The sequence below is a fragment of the Methanosarcina sp. genome (assembly GCF_035390745.1).
GTDB lineage: Archaea > Halobacteriota > Methanosarcinia > Methanosarcinales > Methanosarcinaceae > Methanosarcina.
Window position 1 is genome coordinate 1 of the sequence record NZ_DAOOUJ010000017.1, and the last position, 18166, is coordinate 18166.

The 18166-nt window shown below is 41.6% G+C and carries 15 protein-coding genes; 6 read left to right on the forward strand and 9 right to left on the reverse strand.

From position 1 onward, the window contains the following. Nucleotides 1–488 precede the first annotated feature (488 nt). The 3 genes from PLL47_RS06165 to PLL47_RS06175 all read right to left on the reverse strand — a co-directional run bounded on the left by PLL47_RS06165 (nt 489) and on the right by PLL47_RS06175 (nt 4000). The gene (locus PLL47_RS06165) at nt 489–674 is read right to left on the reverse strand and encodes a hypothetical protein (RefSeq protein WP_324445322.1); all 186 of its coding nucleotides are present in this window, start codon (nt 672–674) and stop codon (nt 489–491) included. A gap of 7 nt (nt 675–681) precedes the next feature. After that, complete coding sequence (locus PLL47_RS06170; protein WP_324445323.1) at nt 682–822, reverse strand: hypothetical protein; 141 nt, start codon at nt 820–822, stop codon at nt 682–684. 616 nt (nt 823–1438) lie between these two features. Then, nucleotides 1439–4000, reverse strand: a complete 2562-nt coding sequence (locus PLL47_RS06175; protein WP_324445324.1) for a PocR ligand-binding domain-containing protein — start codon at nt 3998–4000, stop codon at nt 1439–1441. Nucleotides 4001–4520: 520 nt separating this feature from the next. On the opposite strand from PLL47_RS06175, the gene PLL47_RS06180 reads away from it, so the two are divergent. Next, nucleotides 4521–5516 carry a hypothetical protein gene (locus PLL47_RS06180; RefSeq protein WP_324445325.1) on the forward strand — a complete coding sequence of 332 codons (996 nt, stop codon included), beginning with the start codon at nt 4521–4523 and terminating at the stop codon, nt 5514–5516. Between the two features lie 377 nt (nt 5517–5893). On the opposite strand, the gene PLL47_RS06185 is transcribed toward PLL47_RS06180, so the two are convergent. The 3 genes from PLL47_RS06185 to PLL47_RS06195 all read right to left on the reverse strand — a co-directional run bounded on the left by PLL47_RS06185 (nt 5894) and on the right by PLL47_RS06195 (nt 9840). Then, on the reverse strand, nt 5894–6739 hold the full coding sequence (locus PLL47_RS06185; RefSeq protein ID WP_324445326.1) for a hypothetical protein: 846 nt from the start codon (nt 6737–6739) through the stop codon (nt 5894–5896). A gap of 478 nt (nt 6740–7217) precedes the next feature. Then, complete coding sequence (locus tag PLL47_RS06190; protein ID WP_324445327.1) at nt 7218–9215, reverse strand: methyl-accepting chemotaxis protein; 1998 nt, start codon at nt 9213–9215, stop codon at nt 7218–7220. A gap of 301 nt (nt 9216–9516) precedes the next feature. Then, nucleotides 9517–9840 carry a PAS domain S-box protein gene (locus PLL47_RS06195; protein WP_324445328.1) on the reverse strand — a complete coding sequence of 108 codons (324 nt, stop codon included), beginning with the start codon at nt 9838–9840 and terminating at the stop codon, nt 9517–9519. Nucleotides 9841–10061: 221 nt separating this feature from the next. On the opposite strand from PLL47_RS06195, the gene PLL47_RS06200 reads away from it, so the two are divergent. Both PLL47_RS06200 and PLL47_RS06205 read left to right on the forward strand, forming a co-directional pair. Further along, nucleotides 10062–12122, forward strand: coding sequence for an SWIM zinc finger family protein (locus PLL47_RS06200; protein WP_324445329.1), 2061 nt, complete (start codon nt 10062–10064; stop codon nt 12120–12122). A gap of 119 nt (nt 12123–12241) precedes the next feature. Then, nucleotides 12242–12421 carry a ferredoxin family protein gene (locus tag PLL47_RS06205; RefSeq protein ID WP_324445330.1) on the forward strand — a complete coding sequence of 60 codons (180 nt, stop codon included), beginning with the start codon at nt 12242–12244 and terminating at the stop codon, nt 12419–12421. Between the two features lie 113 nt (nt 12422–12534). Here PLL47_RS06205 and PLL47_RS06210 read toward each other — a convergent pair whose 3' ends face one another. The 3 genes from PLL47_RS06210 to PLL47_RS06220 form a co-directional block, all read right to left on the reverse strand. Then, nucleotides 12535–13011 carry a DNA-deoxyinosine glycosylase gene (locus PLL47_RS06210; protein ID WP_324445331.1) on the reverse strand — a complete coding sequence of 159 codons (477 nt, stop codon included), beginning with the start codon at nt 13009–13011 and terminating at the stop codon, nt 12535–12537. A gap of 85 nt (nt 13012–13096) precedes the next feature. Then, the gene (locus tag PLL47_RS06215; protein ID WP_324445332.1) at nt 13097–13888 is read right to left on the reverse strand and encodes a helix-turn-helix transcriptional regulator; all 792 of its coding nucleotides are present in this window, start codon (nt 13886–13888) and stop codon (nt 13097–13099) included. Between the two features lie 257 nt (nt 13889–14145). Further along, nucleotides 14146–15036 carry a helix-turn-helix transcriptional regulator gene (locus tag PLL47_RS06220; protein ID WP_324445333.1) on the reverse strand — a complete coding sequence of 297 codons (891 nt, stop codon included), beginning with the start codon at nt 15034–15036 and terminating at the stop codon, nt 14146–14148. Between the two features lie 202 nt (nt 15037–15238). Here PLL47_RS06220 and PLL47_RS06225 point away from each other — a divergent pair, with 202 nt between their 5' ends. The 3 genes from PLL47_RS06225 (at nt 15239) to mtaB (ending at nt 18107) form a co-directional block, all read left to right on the forward strand. Continuing rightward, nucleotides 15239–15439, forward strand: coding sequence for a hypothetical protein (locus PLL47_RS06225; protein ID WP_324445334.1), 201 nt, complete (start codon nt 15239–15241; stop codon nt 15437–15439). 495 nt (nt 15440–15934) lie between these two features. Next, nucleotides 15935–16711, forward strand: a complete 777-nt coding sequence (gene mtaC, locus PLL47_RS06230; RefSeq protein ID WP_324445335.1) for a methanol--corrinoid protein MtaC — start codon at nt 15935–15937, stop codon at nt 16709–16711. 10 nt (nt 16712–16721) lie between these two features. After that, nucleotides 16722–18107, forward strand: coding sequence for a methanol--corrinoid protein co-methyltransferase MtaB (gene mtaB, locus PLL47_RS06235; RefSeq protein WP_324445336.1), 1386 nt, complete (start codon nt 16722–16724; stop codon nt 18105–18107). The last annotated feature ends 59 nt before the right edge of the window (nt 18108–18166 follow it).

An 18166-nucleotide genomic window follows, 5' to 3' on the forward strand; every position in this document is an offset into this window, starting at 1 on the left:
ACAGCCTTTTAATTGTCAGACAAAGAGATAAAGATGCTTGGAGAACAAGTGTCAAGAGTGAGGGTGGTTATGAATTTAGAAGATGATTAAAGCTTTAAAGTAAAAATAAAACTTAATTTTGGGTTCTGAACTGTATTCTGCCCGAAATAAAGTTTAATTTTACCAGTTGTTTGCCGGAAAAATTATGGAAGTAATCTGAAAACCTGAGCTGTTGAAGCTAAAAATATTAAGTACAGCTTTCCCCAATTTTTCATTCATTTTTCTCCTTAACAATGCGGCAGGAAAATTGTTTTTCTCTGGTAACTCGAAGCCGTGAAAAGGGCTGATCTTGAACTGCTGTCTAATACCTATATGGCTCTGACCATAGATGCCAGATTGCCTTTGAGGCAATTGGCTGTCCATGGGAATGATTGAGGAGAACAGGCTGGAAGGAGCGGTAAACGAATCTTGCGGTCAGGTATTCACAAATCTTTGCTTATATTTCCGTTTTAAGTCCCTGGTGCAGACTTATTTTCAACATTAACATGCTGATCTGTGTATGGAGAAGGCACACTTACAGATGCTATTGAGGATGTACACCCGCATTTTCTGCAATAGTAGAACTCATTTGAGCCGAGTACCTGCTTTTTAATAGGTGTACCGCACCGGATACATTCTCCAGGGAATTCGGGCATGTTTTTGTCACCCGACTATCATTAAAGGCTCAAGCCTTAGAGTTTCTTTTCTTGTCCAGTACCCGCACACAGGGCAGTACTGAAAATCTTCAAAAACATAATTTTTAAGTTCGGAGCCGCACTCCGGGCATTTTTTTAGTAATCGCATTTGGTAATCTCCTGTAACTTAAAAAAGATCATAAAGTAATTTATAATTCATTTTAAAACTTACATTGAGAGGGCTGGTTCAGCCATAATCTGAAGTTCAGCAATTTGCTCACTGATAGATTCAAGCATTCCAGCCTGAACATCTGCGAAGTTTTCATCAGTGATATTCTCTGAAGGAGTAAATGCAGGTTTATTTTCCGAAGAAAAAGCTCCCTAAGGGAGAATACATAATACCAGCATTACTGCTGAAAAACGGCAAATTGAGTTTAATGTTTTTGTTTTTATTTTCATGGTATACTTCCATTATTATGTTTAGTTTCATTTTTTTTCGTTGATTTTCTTTGATCTTTTTTTAATTTATTTTTGGTCTAGTTTCTCAGAGGTTACTTGTGTCTTTTTTCCGTTATTCTGTTTGTCTTCAGGCTATCAACCTGCTGACAGTCATGAAATAAGCAGGCTAAAATATAAACATACTTTCAGAAATAAAGGGTCCAAAGTAATTAAATTTAGAAAAGAAGCTTTATAAACGCTTTGGATTCTTAAATGATCTTAAAATAGGTCTTACACACTTATCAGGAGTCTCAGAAGCCGTTTGTTTGAAAATATATATGATTTTCTTACGCTTCTATATTTCTGAAAAAGATGGAAAATTTTGTTCCATTATTTCGATTTAGATCTACATAACCGTCTATCTGCTCAATAAGCAGGTTTACAAGCTGCAGTCCAAGGGAATCTGCATTGGGGAATTCTATCTCTTCGGGAATACCTGTTCCGTTGTCCTCTACGGTGAGTATGTAGTTTAATCCGTCTTTTTCCATCCAGGAAAGGCACGGGTTGAAGTTCTCATATTTTGAGGCAAAATTTTCTTTTTTGCAGAAGCTTATGTGAATTTCCCCTGCTTTTCCATCCGGGAAGGCATGTTTCAGGGAATTTGAGACCAGCTCGTTAACGATAATGCCGAGAGGTATCGCAATATCCATATCAAGGGGAATCTTCTCGAGGTCCAGCTTCAGGTTGATTTCACTATTTTTAAGATTATATGAATCAAAAAGGACCGCAGTCAGCTTCTGAAGATAAGCTGCAAAATCAAGGGTATCCACTTCTTTTCCTCTATAGAGTTCTTCATGAATCAGGGCCATTGAAGCTACACGATTTTGACTTTCCCTGAATGATTCAAGAATTTTTTCATCGCTGAACTTTTCAGCTTCGAGGCTGAGCAGAGATGAGATCACCTGCAGGTTATTCTTGATCCTGTGGTGGATTTCTTTTATGTGGATTTCCTGTATTTTTTCCAGGGTTTCTTCAGCTTTCTTGCGCTCTGTAATGTCCTGAATTATTCCTCTGACCCTGACAGGGACATTATTCTCATCAAAAATAACTTCCCGCTCCGTATAGAGTGTGCGCTCTTCCCCATTATCCAGAATGATCCTGTGGTCAATGCCGCAGCGCTCCCCGGATAAGCTTTTCTTAATTATGTTGTCCACATCCTCCCTGTCATCCGGGTGCACATATCTCAGAAATTCTTTATAAGATGCAGCTGATTCCTGGGGGGTAAGTCCAAAGATATTATACACTTCATCAGACAGGTGTACTTTGCCAGTCAGAAGATCCCAGTCCCAGTTCCCAACGTGTGCCATTTTTTGGGCTTCAGAGAGGCTTTTCTCATTTTCTTTCAACGACTTATACGCACTTTCAAGCTGAATTGTTCGCTCTTCAACCAGTTTTTCTAAATTCTCATGTGCTTTTTTCAGGTCTTTTTCTGCTCTTTTAAGTTCTGTAATATCACGTGCAGCAGCAAAAACCCCAATAACCTCACCGTATTCGTCCTTATAAATTGAAGCATTATACAAAACAGGAGTTATACGCCCATCCTTGTGCTGAATCTCAAGAGGGTAATCCCTTACCAGACCTTCCAGGAATACATGCTGATAAACTTCTTTAGCTTTCTGAGGCTCAGTAAAATAGTCTGAGAAATCGGTACCTATGAGTTCATCTCGAGAACAGCCGGTAACCTTTTCAGTGGAATTATTGACATCGGTTATTTTTCCGTCTGGCCCTATGGTCACAAGAGGGTCCAGACCAGCTTCAATCAAACTGCGATTATAAATGTTTGACAACTTCAGAGCTTCTTCTGCTTTTTTGCGCTCTGTGATATCCTGCGTTATTCCGAAGCCGCCGATAAGCGCTTCATTTTTGTCAAACTCAAGATATGCTTTTTCACGCACCCATTTGGTCTTATCGTTCACGATGATGCGGTGCTCGATGTCGTATACTTCACCCTCCAGCCCTTCCTTCCACTTCTTATGAACGTATTCCCTATCATCCGGATGGACCGTTGAAAGAAAAGTCTCATAAGTTAAAGGGATGCCTTTTGGGATTCCGAAGATACGGTGATTTTCATCGGACCATGTCAATTTATTTTTACGCACATCCATACGCCAGCTTCCGATATTCCCCACAGTCTGGGCGCGGTCGAAATCTTCCCGACTCTTCTCCAGCGCGTTTACCAGGGAATCGCGCTCAGCCAGTGCCCGGGACAGCTTGATATTGCTGTAGCTAAGCTGCGAGAGCATGCTTGCAAAGGTCATAAAGAAGGCCATGCTGGTGTCTACAGCTTTCCTGCTTAACCTCGGGACTTTCTCAAGTGCTGTTATGTACTCCTCTTCATCAAAGCCGTATTTTCGGGCTTGAGAACGGAAGAGTTCATAGTCCAGAGTTTCATCTTCAAAAAAGAACTGCCCTGCGAATACATACCCGACATGCCGCCCACTCACCATAATAGGGGTCACCATGTCCCACATATTGTTCCTGCACCTGTACAGCTTAAACTCTCCCGGGGAAACCCCTTGGGATAGATTTGTGTTACTTTCTACGCAGTGCCTGCAGGTTTCAGGGTGAATCCTGTGGAATCTGGTACAGATGTCCTGCCACCCGGCTCCTGCCAGAACATTTCCTTTAAGGTCGTTTAAGCCTATGGGGATTTTAGTAAGTTTATAGAAATCGTCCACTAAGGGCTGAATAGCCTGGACATCAATGATTTCAGCCAGCTCAAGGTTCTCCACCTCCCGGGCGGGTGAGAGATTATTTTCCAGCTTCTTCCTGAAACATTCTTCTCTCTGGTTCAGAACTTCCTCTGCTCGTTTTCTGTCTATGCCAGAATTTCTCAGGTTGTCTCTCATATCATACCCACTCCCAGACAAGGAAGAATCCACTTTATTTTGTATTTCAAAAATATCCAGTAGCCTATTTTTCAGAAAGATCTTATTGCCTGCGATTGTCGCCATATAATTTAAAAGTTTTTATATATAAATGGCAATAAGTTTTTTCAGCAACTGCTGCTCTAAAAGCTATTTAGATTAATCAGAAGGGGTTGCAGAATTTTAATTTTCCATTTGCCTCATGTCTTAAAGCAATTTTTGATTTCTAATTGAGGTCTGTAATTTAGTTCATAACAAAAATCCATGTGTAACAAAGGTTATAATATTTTATTCACAAAATTATATAATTAATTAGTCTCTACTTATTTATCACAGAATTGGTTGGGCAAATAATTCATGTCTGGATTAATGTGACTTTAGTAACAGATGATTCAGGATCCAGATATTATTACAGAACCTGAAAATGTTACCGGACCTGAAAAATATCCTGACTATAAGCTGTAATTTACTTTGAAAAATAAAGCTAGCTGGGGGAAAATAAATGGAAAATAAGAGTAAGATCTGTTCAATAGCTTTAGCTTCAGCATTCCTGGTTTTTGTTTTTTTGATTTCAATCTCAGCCGCAGCTTCAGCGGCACAGGTTACGAAAATTGGCACCGGATACGATCCTGCTGTTTATGGTAACAGGGTAGTATGGACAAATGGGGTTGTTATTCATCTATACGACCTGACCAACAAAACAGACACTACTTTTAGTTCTTCCGGGGCATACAGCCCGGATATTTACGGTAACAGGTTAGTATGGCATGATGAAAGCAGTGGAACTCCAAGGCTTGTTGTGTACGATATATCAGCAGCCACAAAAAGTTACATCACGCAGGATGTGGACCAGTTCAGCAAACCTGCTATTTACAGTGACAGGATCGTCTGGAGTGCGAATGATAGTGTGTATCTGATGAATACATCTACATCCACACAGACTGTAATTGGAAACGGTAGTAATCCCGACATATATGATACAAAAGTGGTGTATTACTCATATTCAGAAGATCCTGAAGTGGACATAACTATCAGAATGTATGACATCGATACGAAGGAAAAAATAACTGTCACTTCATATGGAGATCCAAACATACCGCATATATGGGGCACTAACGTTATCTGGTCTGATGTATACAATCATCAGGGATATATTGTGATGTATAATACATCAACAAATAAAACTATAGATGTCACACATCAACTTGACACAGATCCTTATGGAAATGAATACGGCGCCAGTACAGGGACACATATTGCCATACACGATGATAAAATTGTATACAATAAATGTGTTGATGATTATGAAGGCAAACCTGGAGTATATGTATATAACATATCCACAGGACAGAGTACAATGGTACATAACTATCCTGAAGAAGTTTATACGACACCAGAAATATACAATAACACTGTTGTGTGGGGAATGGACAAGAACTATGTCAATGATGCTGCAGGCAATGATATCTATTTATGCGACCTTGCAGCCCAAGTTTAAAATCTCACAATAATAAAGGAAAGAGAAAAGAGATGATTTACGGGTAAGAGTTTTTAGTTTTCAGAGTTTTGATCTTGTTTTGTACTGATGTGGTCTTGGAGTTTTTATCCGGTTATCTGGCTCTCCAGAACCATGTGGAGGAGGTGTATTTGATATTTAGCAGGTAATACAATTTGAGGTGAAATTTTTCTGGAATATTGAGGTATTTGTCTTTTAATTACCCGGAAAAAGGGATGGAAGATGAATCCTTACATCTATTCCTTTCCAGTTTCCTGTCATCTCCTTTCTAACTTTCCATGTTTTCTGGTTTTTTTATCATCTCCTTTTTACTTTTTAATTTTCCATCTCGTTTTTATCATAGCTAAACCTGTCAAATCTCAGGCTTCAGTGCTGTTATCTACACTGTTTTCAGGAATTTTTCCAGGGGCCATGGGGCAGCCGCAGCCCCCGAAACCCATTCCCTGTGATGAGGACATAATTTCCATGAGGTCTTCAAGGGATTCTGCTCCGTTGATCTCTTCTATCAGAGCATTGAGTTCCGTGACCCTGCTGTTAAGTCCTTCAGTCATGTTTTCATCGGTAGTGTTCTCGCTGTCAGCTGCCATCTCTTCAAGATGTTCGACTTCCATTTCAATTGATTCAACAGCCCGGGTCTGTACATATGTGAACACAACGTTCTGCAGTTCTTCTGCACTGGAAGCTGCACTTATTTCACTGGACAGGTTTTCAAGCTCTGTTATCTGTTCGTTGAGCATCTCAGTCATGTTTTCATCGGTTGTGTCATTCAGCTGGCTGTTGAGCATTTCAGTCATATTCCCAATAGCATCAACAATTTCAGCCTGAACATCAGTGTAGTTGTCGTCAGTCACGTTCTCAACCTGGGCAAAGCTGAATAATCCGGGCATTCCGCCTGGGCCCATATTCATTCCTTCAGGCCTGCATACATGTGCTGGCATATTGCTGGACAAAACTTCCTGGAGTTCGGAAGCATCGGATGCTTCACTTACATTGGTGTAGAAGCTCTGGAGATCAGCAATTTGTTCACTTATTGATTCAAGCATTTCTGCCTGAATATCTACAAAATTTTCATCAGTTATGTTTTCTGCAGGAGTAAATGCGGGGTTATTTTCAGAAGCAAAAGCTCCTGACGTAAGGGTACATAATACCAGCATTACCGCTGCAAAACTGTAAATTGAGTGTAATGCTTTTGTTTTTATTTTCATACTATACTTCCGTTACTGATATTTAGCTCCGTTTTTTCGTGTTCCGTTTTTCCGTTTTTTAAGCAATTTTTTGTCTTGTTTTTTCAGGTGTTCTCGGTTTTCAGGTATTATTTTTGTCTTGTTTTTTCAGGGTTCTTTTTTATTGTTTTTCGGGTGTTCTTTCGGTCTTGTTTTTCAGGTGTTATGTTTTTCTTGTATTGAATCTCTGTTTGTCTTCAGGCTATCAACCTGCTGACGATCATGAAATAAGCGGGCTAAAATATAAATTTACTTTCAGAATTAAAGGGTCTAAAGTAATTAAATTTACAAAAGAAGCTTTATTGTGCCTTTGATCAGTATAAGACCCTTAAAAAGCAGGATTAATGCTTATTAAATTTCTTAAAAACCTTAAACTTGAACGTTAGCTGAATAGTATCAAAAAAGTAATTTAAGGATATGAAAAAGGAAGTGTCATATCCAGTATTGCAGCATTCAATATTCAATGCGCCTTTAAGTTCCCTTTTCTGTCAAACCCCGGCGTTTTTGCAGAAGAGAGCTGACTGTTCTTCGATTCCTCAGATACTTTGAAGTTCTCCATGAGAGCGTCAACTGTTTTCTGGGCAAGCCCGCTGACATTCTTTACCGAACTGCTTACCTGCTGCATGGCAGCAGTCTGTTCTTCGATTGCAGCCGAGGTTTCTTCGCTGCTTGCAGCATTTTCTTCGGCTGTGGATGCGGTCTCACTTATGCTTTTCTCGATATTTTCAATTTTGTTGAGCCCTTCATCTGAAAGCCTGTCAAGTTCGGCAAGCATGGAGTTTATAGTGGCAACTGCATCGGCAATTTCATGGCTCATATTCAGAGCCTGTTTAATGTTCTTGCTTCCGGTTTTAGCCTGACCGTCAGCAACATTAATAGCTTCAGTCACTTTTTTCGTCTCTTTCTGGACGTTTGTGACAATTTCATTAATTTCATCAGTGCTCTTTCTCGAATCGGCAGCAAGTTTTCTAACCTCATCGGCAACAACAGCAAATCCTCTGCCGTATTCACCGGCTCTTGCAGCTTCAATGGCTGCATTCAATGCAAGAAGGTTTGTCTGGTCAGCAATGGATTTGATTTTTCCGGTGACAGACCCTATGTTGTTGACAGCATCATCCAGAGAGTGGACGATATCTCCAAGTTTGGAGATTTCTGCAACGACCTGTTCCACATCCTCCAGTGCCTGGTTGCTTATTGCCTGGGCTTCATCGCTCTTTTTACCTGCCTGCGAAGCATAGCTGGAGGATTTGGTGGAAGAGTCGCTGAGCTTTTTAAAGATCTCCTGAGAAGCTTTTATGTCAGAAGCTGCTGTGCCGGCATGCCTTGAAAGGTTCTCCGAACCGGTTGCAATCTGCTCTGCAGCCGTTGAGATCTGCTGCATGCCGGCATTCATCTGCCCGACAGCCTCTTCGGACTGGCGGGCTTCTTCCAGCGTGGTAAGCATATCTTCAAGAATACTCGCGATAATTACTTTTAAATTAGCAACAAGTTTATTAAATTCATCAAAGGTATCTCCAAAGTCGTCATCCTTGATCTTTTCAAGGTGGGTATCAAGATCTCCTTCACTGATTTTTCTTATGCCTTCTCCAAGGTTCATAAGACAAACGTTAGTGTAATCTAAAAGGTCCTTTACCTCTTTTTCTCTGTTTTTCATCTCTGTCATATCGGTTATGATCATGAGACTACCAGTGATAATTCCATTCTCGTCTTTTACTGGCACTGCTGAGAGCACTGTATATAGCGGTTTATCTAAAGCCCTGAATTTAATGGTTTTTTCAAGATTATATACACCCTCTCCGGTTTCCATTACCTTCTCAGCAAGTGTCTTTTTTGAATTAGTCTCCAGTAATTCTGAGGGGGCTTTCCCGACGGCTTCTTTTTCGCTCTTAAATTTGCATATTTCCAAAAAATACTCATTAATATATTTTATTTTTCCGGAAGCGTCCACGTAAAGTGCGAGTGAGGGAGACGGAATGCTTCTCACAATTGCCTTCTGGGATTCTTCTCTCTGTCTTACCTGGGCAGTTACATCCAGAAAAACACCGTCAATATAAGCCACATTTCCATGCTCATCATTTACCAGATGAGCCTTCTCCTGAACGAATACGGTATCGCCGTAAGATTTTTTGATTCTGTATTCAACCTGATAGGGATTTCCGGTCTTCATTGATTTTTCTATAGCCTCATCGATTCGAGAAACATCCTCCGGAAAAACGATATCTGACCATGATAATTTTTGAGAAAGAAAGTCCGATACAGAGTATCCAGTAAGCACTTCTACATTGTTACTTATGCGGCGTATAGGCCACGAAGATTCATTTGAGACTCTGAAAACAGTTACTGGCAGGTTATCAAAAAGCCAGCTTGCCTCTATAGCTTCTGTATCTGCATCAGCAAAAAACTTTTTTTTGGAGTCTGCAGGCTCCACCTGTTTTAAATCGCCATTTAGTAAAGCCATAACCAATCTAGTCCCTGATGAGTTATATATTAACTTATAATATAAATGAATAAAGTATTTAAGTGTATAGGGGGTATAAAAATGATTGAAAAAGCTTTGCCATTACAAACTGCATAAATATTTATAGACAGATGCTGTATTATTAGTATGTTCCAGCTTGATACCGAATCAAAGGTATTGGGAGCCTGCCTGCTCGTACTCATAGTCTATATTCTCTACAAACTTATTCCTGTTTTATCGGCTAACAGCTAAAGATATACTTATCACAGAGGCATCTGCTTTTCTGATTATTCCATATCTTTTATGGAGCAGATACTATCAAAAAGCCGAAGACCAGATAGGTCCGCTTATGAACGTGGTAAAAAGTAAGTATGCGGACAGCCAGAAGAAGCGAATCCGAAAGAATCAAATCTCCTTTACCCGGGATTTTCTGGTAGGTCTCGTGCATCCATTTTATTTTATACATTTCAATTCTGGTGTATCCAATAATTTCTTTAGCCCGGAACCCTACAAGTTTTTCAAAAGCTCTGTTTACGAAAAGGTACTGAACATTCTTATCCTTACAAGCAACAGGATTTGCCATTACATTGAGAATACTATTTAAACAAAAATTTTCCTGCAGCAAGCTCTAAAATCTGCTATTCCCGTAAACCTGGTTGCAGAATTTAAGCTCGTTTTCAGCATCTGTAATGTCCCGCTATAATTCAACAGGAGATGTCATTCACAGTCCTTCAGTTTACTGATTTTTGGAAAAGAAGGTCCGGTGACAGGATAAAAAGTCATATCCATACATAAGAAACAATTCGTAATTCCTATTTTTATAGGACAATGTCGAAATAATAGTGTATGCCATCAGAAAGTATAGATTCGGATCCATTTAAAGAATTAAGGTGGAGTGACCTGCAGGACTGGGCTGGAGGAAAGGCAACTGCAAAGGGGATAAAGTATCAGGAAGAAGAGAGAGTTAAAGAGATAAAGCGGACCCCTGAAGGCAGCCTTGTAGCCCGGGTAGAAGGAACAACTGATTATTTTACGGAAATTTCCCTGATAGAAGGGAAACTGAGCTCAGTCTGCACCTGTCCTGTAGGGCATGACTGCAAACATGGGGTTGCAGCCGTACTTGAATATCTTGAACTCACAGAGCAGGGAGAAGAAGTACCCCTTGCTTCCGAAGAAGACCCTTTCGTTGCAAGAGCCAGGAAGGAATATGCCGAAGCTGAAACCTCTGTCTACGGAGCTGAAGAATCCTCAGCCAGGGCTCTGCGCGAGTACCTTCAATGTCTGACTAAAACGGAACTGATCGAAATACTGGTGGCATTTGCAGAAAAGGATACCATGCTTGGAAAATACCTCAAAGAGAGGCAGACCCTTGCAGCAGAAAACGTGGAAGAAATTGTGGGGGAAGTCTATTCCGAGATTGATGAGCTCCTGGAAGAAACCGGAAGTTCTGAGTATCCGGCTTATGAAAGTGATGTGCCTGATTTTTTAGACCTGCAGGTAGGGCTGGAAAGCCTGCTTGATTCTGGTCACCCTGATGAACTGCTTAATATCGGAAAAGAATTAATGGACAGATACGAAAAAATAGCGGACTATGACGAAGAAGGGGAGATTGGAACAAAAATATCATTCTGTATGGATGTGGTGTTTGAAGCCCTGACAAGATCCTCTCTCTCTTCCCACGAGAAAATGCTCTATATGCTTGAAATCGAGCTGAGAGATAATTACAATATTCTTAATGAACACGCTTTCTGGAAAAAAGATTTTACTCCTGAAGAATGGAAGCGTTTTGCAGAAACCCTGAAAACTAAACTGGATGAAGCTGACAGAACAGAAAATCCACTTTACATTTCCCTCTGGCAGAGGGACTATGCCGTTGACAGGTTGATTGATGCTCTTGGAAAAGCCGGGTTTTCTGAGGAGATAATTCCTACCTGTGAAAGCGAAGCCGAAAAAACAGGCAACTATGTCCGGCTTGTCAGGGTACTGCTTGACTCCGGGCAGAAAGAAAAAGCAGAAGAATGGATTTACAGGGGAATTAAAGAGACCAGAGAGTACGAATCTGAAATTTCCCACCAGCTCTGGCAGATCCTTCTTGAAATAAGAGAAGAGGAAGGAAACTGGCTTTTTGCAGCTGCTCTTGAGACAGAAGAGTTTTTCAGGTCTCTTGATATGGCTATCTATCCTGGCATGCGGGAAGCAGCAAAGAAAGCTGGAAAATGGGAGGAAGTCCGAAAGGCTGTTCTCAAATACCTGAGAAACGGAAAGCTGCCAGCCAGCCAGGTAAATAATAGAAAAGAAGACTCGGTTCTTCCGGGTATTCTCCCGAAAACAGGGCTTCTGGATATTGGTTCAATAAAGAAGATCAACCCTCCAGTCCTTGACCTTTTAATAAAGATAGCAATTAAGGAAGAAGATCCGGAAGAAGTGGTTTACTGGTACGAGGAACTTAAAAAAGGCGGAGAGGAAGTCAAAGGGTACTGGCATTCAATCTCTGAAAGTGAAATTGCAAACTCCGTGAAGGAGAAATACCCGAAAATCGCGCTTGAAATATGGAAAAAACATGCAGAAAGGCTGATATCCGAAACAAAAGTGGGCTCTTATGAAGAGGCATCTGCTTACTTCCGGAAAATAAAAGAAACTCTCGAAGCCAGCGGAAAAAAAGAAGAATGGGAAGCCTATCTCTCTGAGATAAAGAAGGCAAATAAACGCAAAAAGAGGCTTCTTGACGTTCTGGAAACACTTGGAGAAGACAGGATCATCAGTGAGTGGGGAAAGAGTGGATTTTCAGGAGGGTCGGAATCCGAGAATGAGGTGAAAGTTGATACTCAGAAGACCAAGAGTAAGAATATGAATAATCAAAAAGTTCGGGGAAAAACGATAGTGAATAAAAGCAAATCTTATATATAAAAAAAGATAAATAAAAATGGAGTCTGGAGGGTTAACCTGGATCCTGAGCTCTGACTTTGATTCAAAAATACTGATCCGAACACAATAAAACCGAATAATGAAACAAGGAGTTAAAACTAATGCCAGCAAAAGTTGACAAAGAAAAATGCACAGGCTGTGGGACCTGTGTAGAAGAGTGTCCTGTAGAAGCAATTATCATTGATGAGGATGAAGGCTTTGCGGTTGTGGACGAGGATGAATGTGTAGACTGCGGAGCCTGTGAAGAAGCCTGCCCTGCAGAAGCTATAAAAGTCGAATAATAAGGGAATTATTGTCGAAAATTTGCCCTGCGGATAAAAGCCGCAGTGATTGAGTTAAAGGAAAAAAGTGGGTGAGTTAAAGGAAAGAGTGGGGCAGCTAAAAAAGACAGCTTTCAGCGCTTAAGGGTAGTTTCCCATTCAGATTCCCTTTTTTTTGAAAATCTCCTGTTCGCTCCGCTGGAAGAGGGTAAAACCTTTGTATCATACCCCATTTCCCTCAGAAGAGGTTCATATTCTCCTGCTTTCTTGCCATTGAAACAGACAAGCCTGAGCTCCGGAACTATTTTTTTCAGACACGAAAAATCGTTTATTTCTTCGTCCCTGATCCTTGAGTCAGGGCTTCCTTCCCGGTTTCCGGCCTTAAACACATCCCAGAGTCCGATTCTGTTTCGCTTAAGGGTTTCAAGCCGTTTTTCATAAGCCATTTCCTGAAGGTTTTCCCCAATTGCCTGGCCGACCAGCTTCCAGAAGTCATTTCCTGGGTTTCCGTAGTACTGCTGTTTCCTGATGGACTCATCGCTCGGGAGGGATCCCAGAATCAGGATTTCTGTATTTTCGTCACAGACCGCAGGAAAACTTCGTTTTACCATAGTAAAAAAAAGTGGGGTTTAATATATTTTAATTTTTTGGAAAGAAATAAAATATTGTAGCCCGCTTGAAAATATAACTGCCAGCTCAGATCTGTGTGATCTGCTCTGACATGTCTCTGTAATAGTTGAAAAGTTCTTTCCCCCATCCGAGTGCGCTGTTTTCGAAACTCACCATCTCGTGGTTATAATATCTTCCGTCTTTTGAAATCATGGATAGGGAAATAAAACGGTCTGTAACAATGCTGGAAGCAAGCTCAATTTTGTCGTCACAAACAAAGAGGTAAGTGTTTTCCATATTCAGGAACTCCTCTACCCCTTTCCTGTAGTCGCGGACCAGTTTCCTGTATATTGGCCTTTCAAGAACAAGAGATACTTCAATCCCCTTTTTTGCGAGATCCAGATAAAGGCCGGGATATCCGGGACGGAAAAACGAAGAAACTTCCATTACTTTTTTAGATTTGTAAAGAGGGTCCATAATTTCCTGGGGGTAATCGAAAATATGAGTCTTATCAGGTACAAGCTCCATACATTTGCCGAGTTCCCCTATCCTGTCAAGCAGGTGCGAAGGAAGGGTACGGAGGTCCTGCCTTGCCCAATAGTCGTGGTTTTCATCAAAAACCTGGAAGGTAGAAAGTAGTGGTTCCATTTTGGGAACTATAAGTTTCCCTTTCACAGAGAGTTCGTAACTATCTCCTTTCTGTACGAGCAGCCCGTCTTTAAGCAGGATGCGGATCTGGGCCATAATAGGACTGGAACTGACTTCAAGCCTTGTCTTAATTTCTTCAATCGTTTTTGGCCCGTTTTTCAGGAGCAGAAGCAAGTTTTTCCTTTTGTCCGAAAAGAAAATAGTATCTATTAACTGCAGTTCCATACTCATTCGATTCAGCCTCCCTCCGGAAAGGAGTTTGAGATTAAATAAGGTGTTGACTGATTATCGTGAGCTATTTTAGATTGAAGAGGAGTTATCCTGCAATTAAGTAAAATTTCCAGTTTCGAAGAGTTTTCAACCACTGGAATAATTGCAGTTACTCCTGATAATCTAAATCGCTTCGTTTATTCTGGATTAAAACCTCTAAATCTTTATTAAATCTGTTGATACATCAGTGATCCAGACAGATCAATATTTTAGACAAATTAGTGTTGTAGATGCATCAGTATCTTAGATATATCAGTATGAAGATTTAACATCTCAGAATCAAATAAAGTTCCGTTTTCGGATGTGCATATTATATTGTCAATGCTTTTCTCACCCTCTACCTTTAATGCTCTTGATTTATAGAAATCAAAGAGCTCTCTTGCCCAGGAAATTGCCTGAGGTTCGGAACAGTACATATATTCATGATAGAACCTTCCCTGGCTGTCAAAGAGAGATATCATCATCCCGCGGTCAGAGACGATAAGCTCGGCAATTTTCACACCATCCTTACAGACAGATAGTTCGGTATTTTCCATCGTGGTAAATTTCCTTATTTTCCTTTCGTAGTTATGCAGAAACTTTTCAAGAACTGATTCCGTAAAAATAAGAGAGACCTCTGACTCAAGTCTTGCAAGCTTTGAATAGAGAGGAAGGAACTCAGGCCTGTAAAAGGAAGAAAAAACCATGAGGTAGCGAGAAGAGGAAAAGAAATCCAGAAGTTCAGTATTCGGTTCGAATATCTGGCTGGGATCGGCTTTGACGAGGTTGCAGTCCTTAATGTCTCCTATCCTGTCAAGAAGGTACTGGGGAATTCCGTCCAGGTCGTGTTCTATCCAGTAGTTGTTTTTTTCAACAAGGGTAAGAACGTCGACAAGAGACCTTACTTTATTGAATACCTGCTCCCCCATGTCTGTCAATTCATAACTGCCATTTTTCTGGATAACCAGGTCACTGTCTGTAAGCCTTTTGATCTGGGGTAAGATAGCTGTGGGAGAAACATCGAGGAGGACTTTAATTTCTTCCATTGTTCTGGGTTCTTCTCCAAGGAGCAGGAGGAGATCCTTTCTTTTCTGGGAACGAAATACTACGTCTATTAACTCAGGTTGCATTCAAACCACTTCTATCTCTGTTTTGTAAATATAGGATATCTTCATCTTGCGACACTGAAAATATCATGCCGCAACAAATGAAAATTTGAGGCCCTTTCGGGTTCTCTACGGCCTTAACAAAAGAAAGAGTTTGTGCCATATTTGGTGATAACCGATATGCAGAGGTATATAAAAGAATTTGGATGAATAATTTAAAACGTAAATGGAGTTAACAAAAATAATTGTGGAATTTGGAGAGTCGGATGGAGTTAATGAAAAAACAGAAACATTAGCCAGAGTTCAAAAAGAGGGGGGCATTCTAATATCAGACATTTATTTCATATGTAAAACTGTGGGGGGAAATATGATCATTGAAATTTTTGACCGGCTTTATCTAAATAATGTCATTGTTCAAAAAAAATGAGATTGTTCCGGGATTCAGATGGGCAAAAAAATATTGAGATTGTTGTTTCGAATTTGCTTCAAAAATTCAGGACTCTTTTATTAAAAAATAGCTGCTCAAAAAATATGGGGGCAGGAAGTCGCATAGTAGCCTCAAAATTTTAGACCCTGTGTTGCTCTGTAAAAATCAGGGAAAAATTTCCGCCGGTTATGGTATATGTGATGATTTCCCCTTCTTATGATGTGAATACATGTCGGCATTCTGACATGGGATACACTAAAAAAGGAAAAGTTCCGGAAACAGGAGAAAGAAAATTCTTTCGCCGGTAAGTACTGTAGAAATCTGGAATTTAACCCTTCAAAAAAGATAAGTTCCAGATATTTTTTAGAGTTCTACCACAGGAAGAAATAAGCTTTACCAGGCAAAGCCGGAACCTCTGATGCCTTATAAACCGGTAAACTGCAGATCCGGAGAGGCAAGGACCTTTTTGTTTAATCTAAATGGAGGTTTAGAAATATGTTGGACTTTACAGAGGCAAGTCTGAAAAAGGTATTAACCAGATATAATGTGGCTCTGGAAAAGGCAATGACGCCAGAAGACGCCGCAGAAGAGCTCTATCCTAAGGACAAACTTATTTACCCGATTGCAAAGGCCATCTTCGAAGGAGAAGAAGACGACGTAATCGAGGGTCTCGAAGCAGCAATTAAAGCAGGCAAGGACCCAATTGCTCTTATTGATGACGCTCTCATGGTCGGTATGGGTGTTGTCACAAGACTCTACGATGAAGGTATCATTTTCCTCCCCAACGTCATGATGTCCGCTGACGCCATGCTCGAAGGTATCGAATTCTGTAAGGAAAACTCCGAAGCTGCCCCTGTAACAAAGGGAACTGTTGTCTGCCACGTCGCAGAAGGTGACGTTCACGACATCGGAAAGAACATCGTTACTGCTCTCCTCAGGGCAAACGGCTACAGTGTTGTCGACCTCGGAAGGGACGTCCCTGTGGATGAAGTTATCAAAGCAGTTGCTGCAAACAACCCCATCATGGTCACAGGTACTGCCCTCATGACCACCACCATGTATGCATTCAAGGAAGTTAATGACAAACTCCTCGAGAAAGGATACAAGATTCCATTCGCATGCGGTGGCGGAGCAGTTAACCAGGACTTCGTATCCCAGTATGCACTCGGTGTATACGGTGAAGAAGCCGCCGACGCCCCCAAGATTGCTGACGCAATCATTGCAGGTACCAAAGATATCGCAGCATTAAGAGAGAAATTCCACAAGCACTGAGGTGAGTGAAATGGCAGCAAAAAGATTCACTAAGATGGCATACGCAAATGCAGATGAAATGACCTTCGGCGTAGCCAAGCACCCCGTAAAGGCAGGCCTTGGCCTCGAGATCGGTGCAGGCTACACAATTCCTGAAGTTAACTATGCTCCCAGACCTGAAGCCGGTGCATCCAAGGAAAAGCTCGTGAAGGAATACGAGAGGATCACCACAGACATCATGGCAAGAATGGTCCAGGTTGGTTTCCCGGCAGTTATCCTTGAAACCGAGCACGTTCAGCAGATGTCCAACAACCCCTCCTGGGGAGCAGAAGTCGCACACGCCCAGAAGACCATCATGGAAGAATACCACGATGAATACGGCATAAAGTGCGCACTCCGCCACACAATTGGTGACATCCGTGAGAACAGGGACTTCCTCCAGCTCAGAGGCGACAAGTACTCCGTCTTCCTCGAGGCTTTCGAAGAATGCGCAAAGGCCGGTGCTGACCTCCTCTCCGTTGAATCAATGGGTGGTAAGGAAGTATTCGACTACGCAGTTCTCAGGAACGACATTGCTGGTATGCTCTACGCAATCGGCTGTCTCGGCTCCATTGACATGGAACTCATCTGGACCGACATCTCCGCAATTGCAAAGAAGACCGGAACTGTCTCTGCTGGTGACACAGACTGTGCCCAGGCAAACACCGCAATGTTCATCGGCGGTGGACTGCTCGACAAGAACCTCGCACACACCCTTGCAATCCTTGCAAGAGCAATCTCTGCTCCCAGGTCCCTCGTCGCATACGAATGCGGTGCAGTAGGCCCCGGAAAGGACTGCGGATACGAGAACGTTATCGTCAAAGCCATCACCGGTATGCCAATGACCCAGGAAGGTAAGACCTCCACCTGCGCTCACTCTGACGTAATGGGTAACCTCATTATGCAGTGCTGTGACTGCTGGTCCAACGAGTCAGTTGAATACCACGGTGAATTCGGCGGTACAACTGTTCAGTGCTGGTCTGAGTCCCTTGCATACGACTGCGCCCTCATGAACACTGCTCTTGAAACCAAGAACGACAAAGTTCTCAGGGACCTCCTCATGCTCTCCGACAGGTACAGAGACCCACAGTCCTACGTGCTTGCATACGACAACGCATACAAGGTCGGTCAGGCAATTGTTAAGGACGGAGAAAACATCTACCTCAGAGCTAAGAACGCAGCAATTGCATGCTGTGACATCGTCAGCGAAGGCGCTGCAGGCAAGCTCGAGCTCTCCAGGTTCGAAACCAAAGCACTCGCAGACGCAAAGGCATCCCTGGACTCCCTCACAGACGACATGGACAAGTTCATGGACGACTGCCTTACAAAGTACAAGAGCGAAGTCAAAGTATTCCTTCCAGAGAACTACGGCTTCTAAGCCTTCTGTTCTCTTTTTTTCCTTTTTTAAATCCAGTTTTAATCCATCTATTTGTCTTA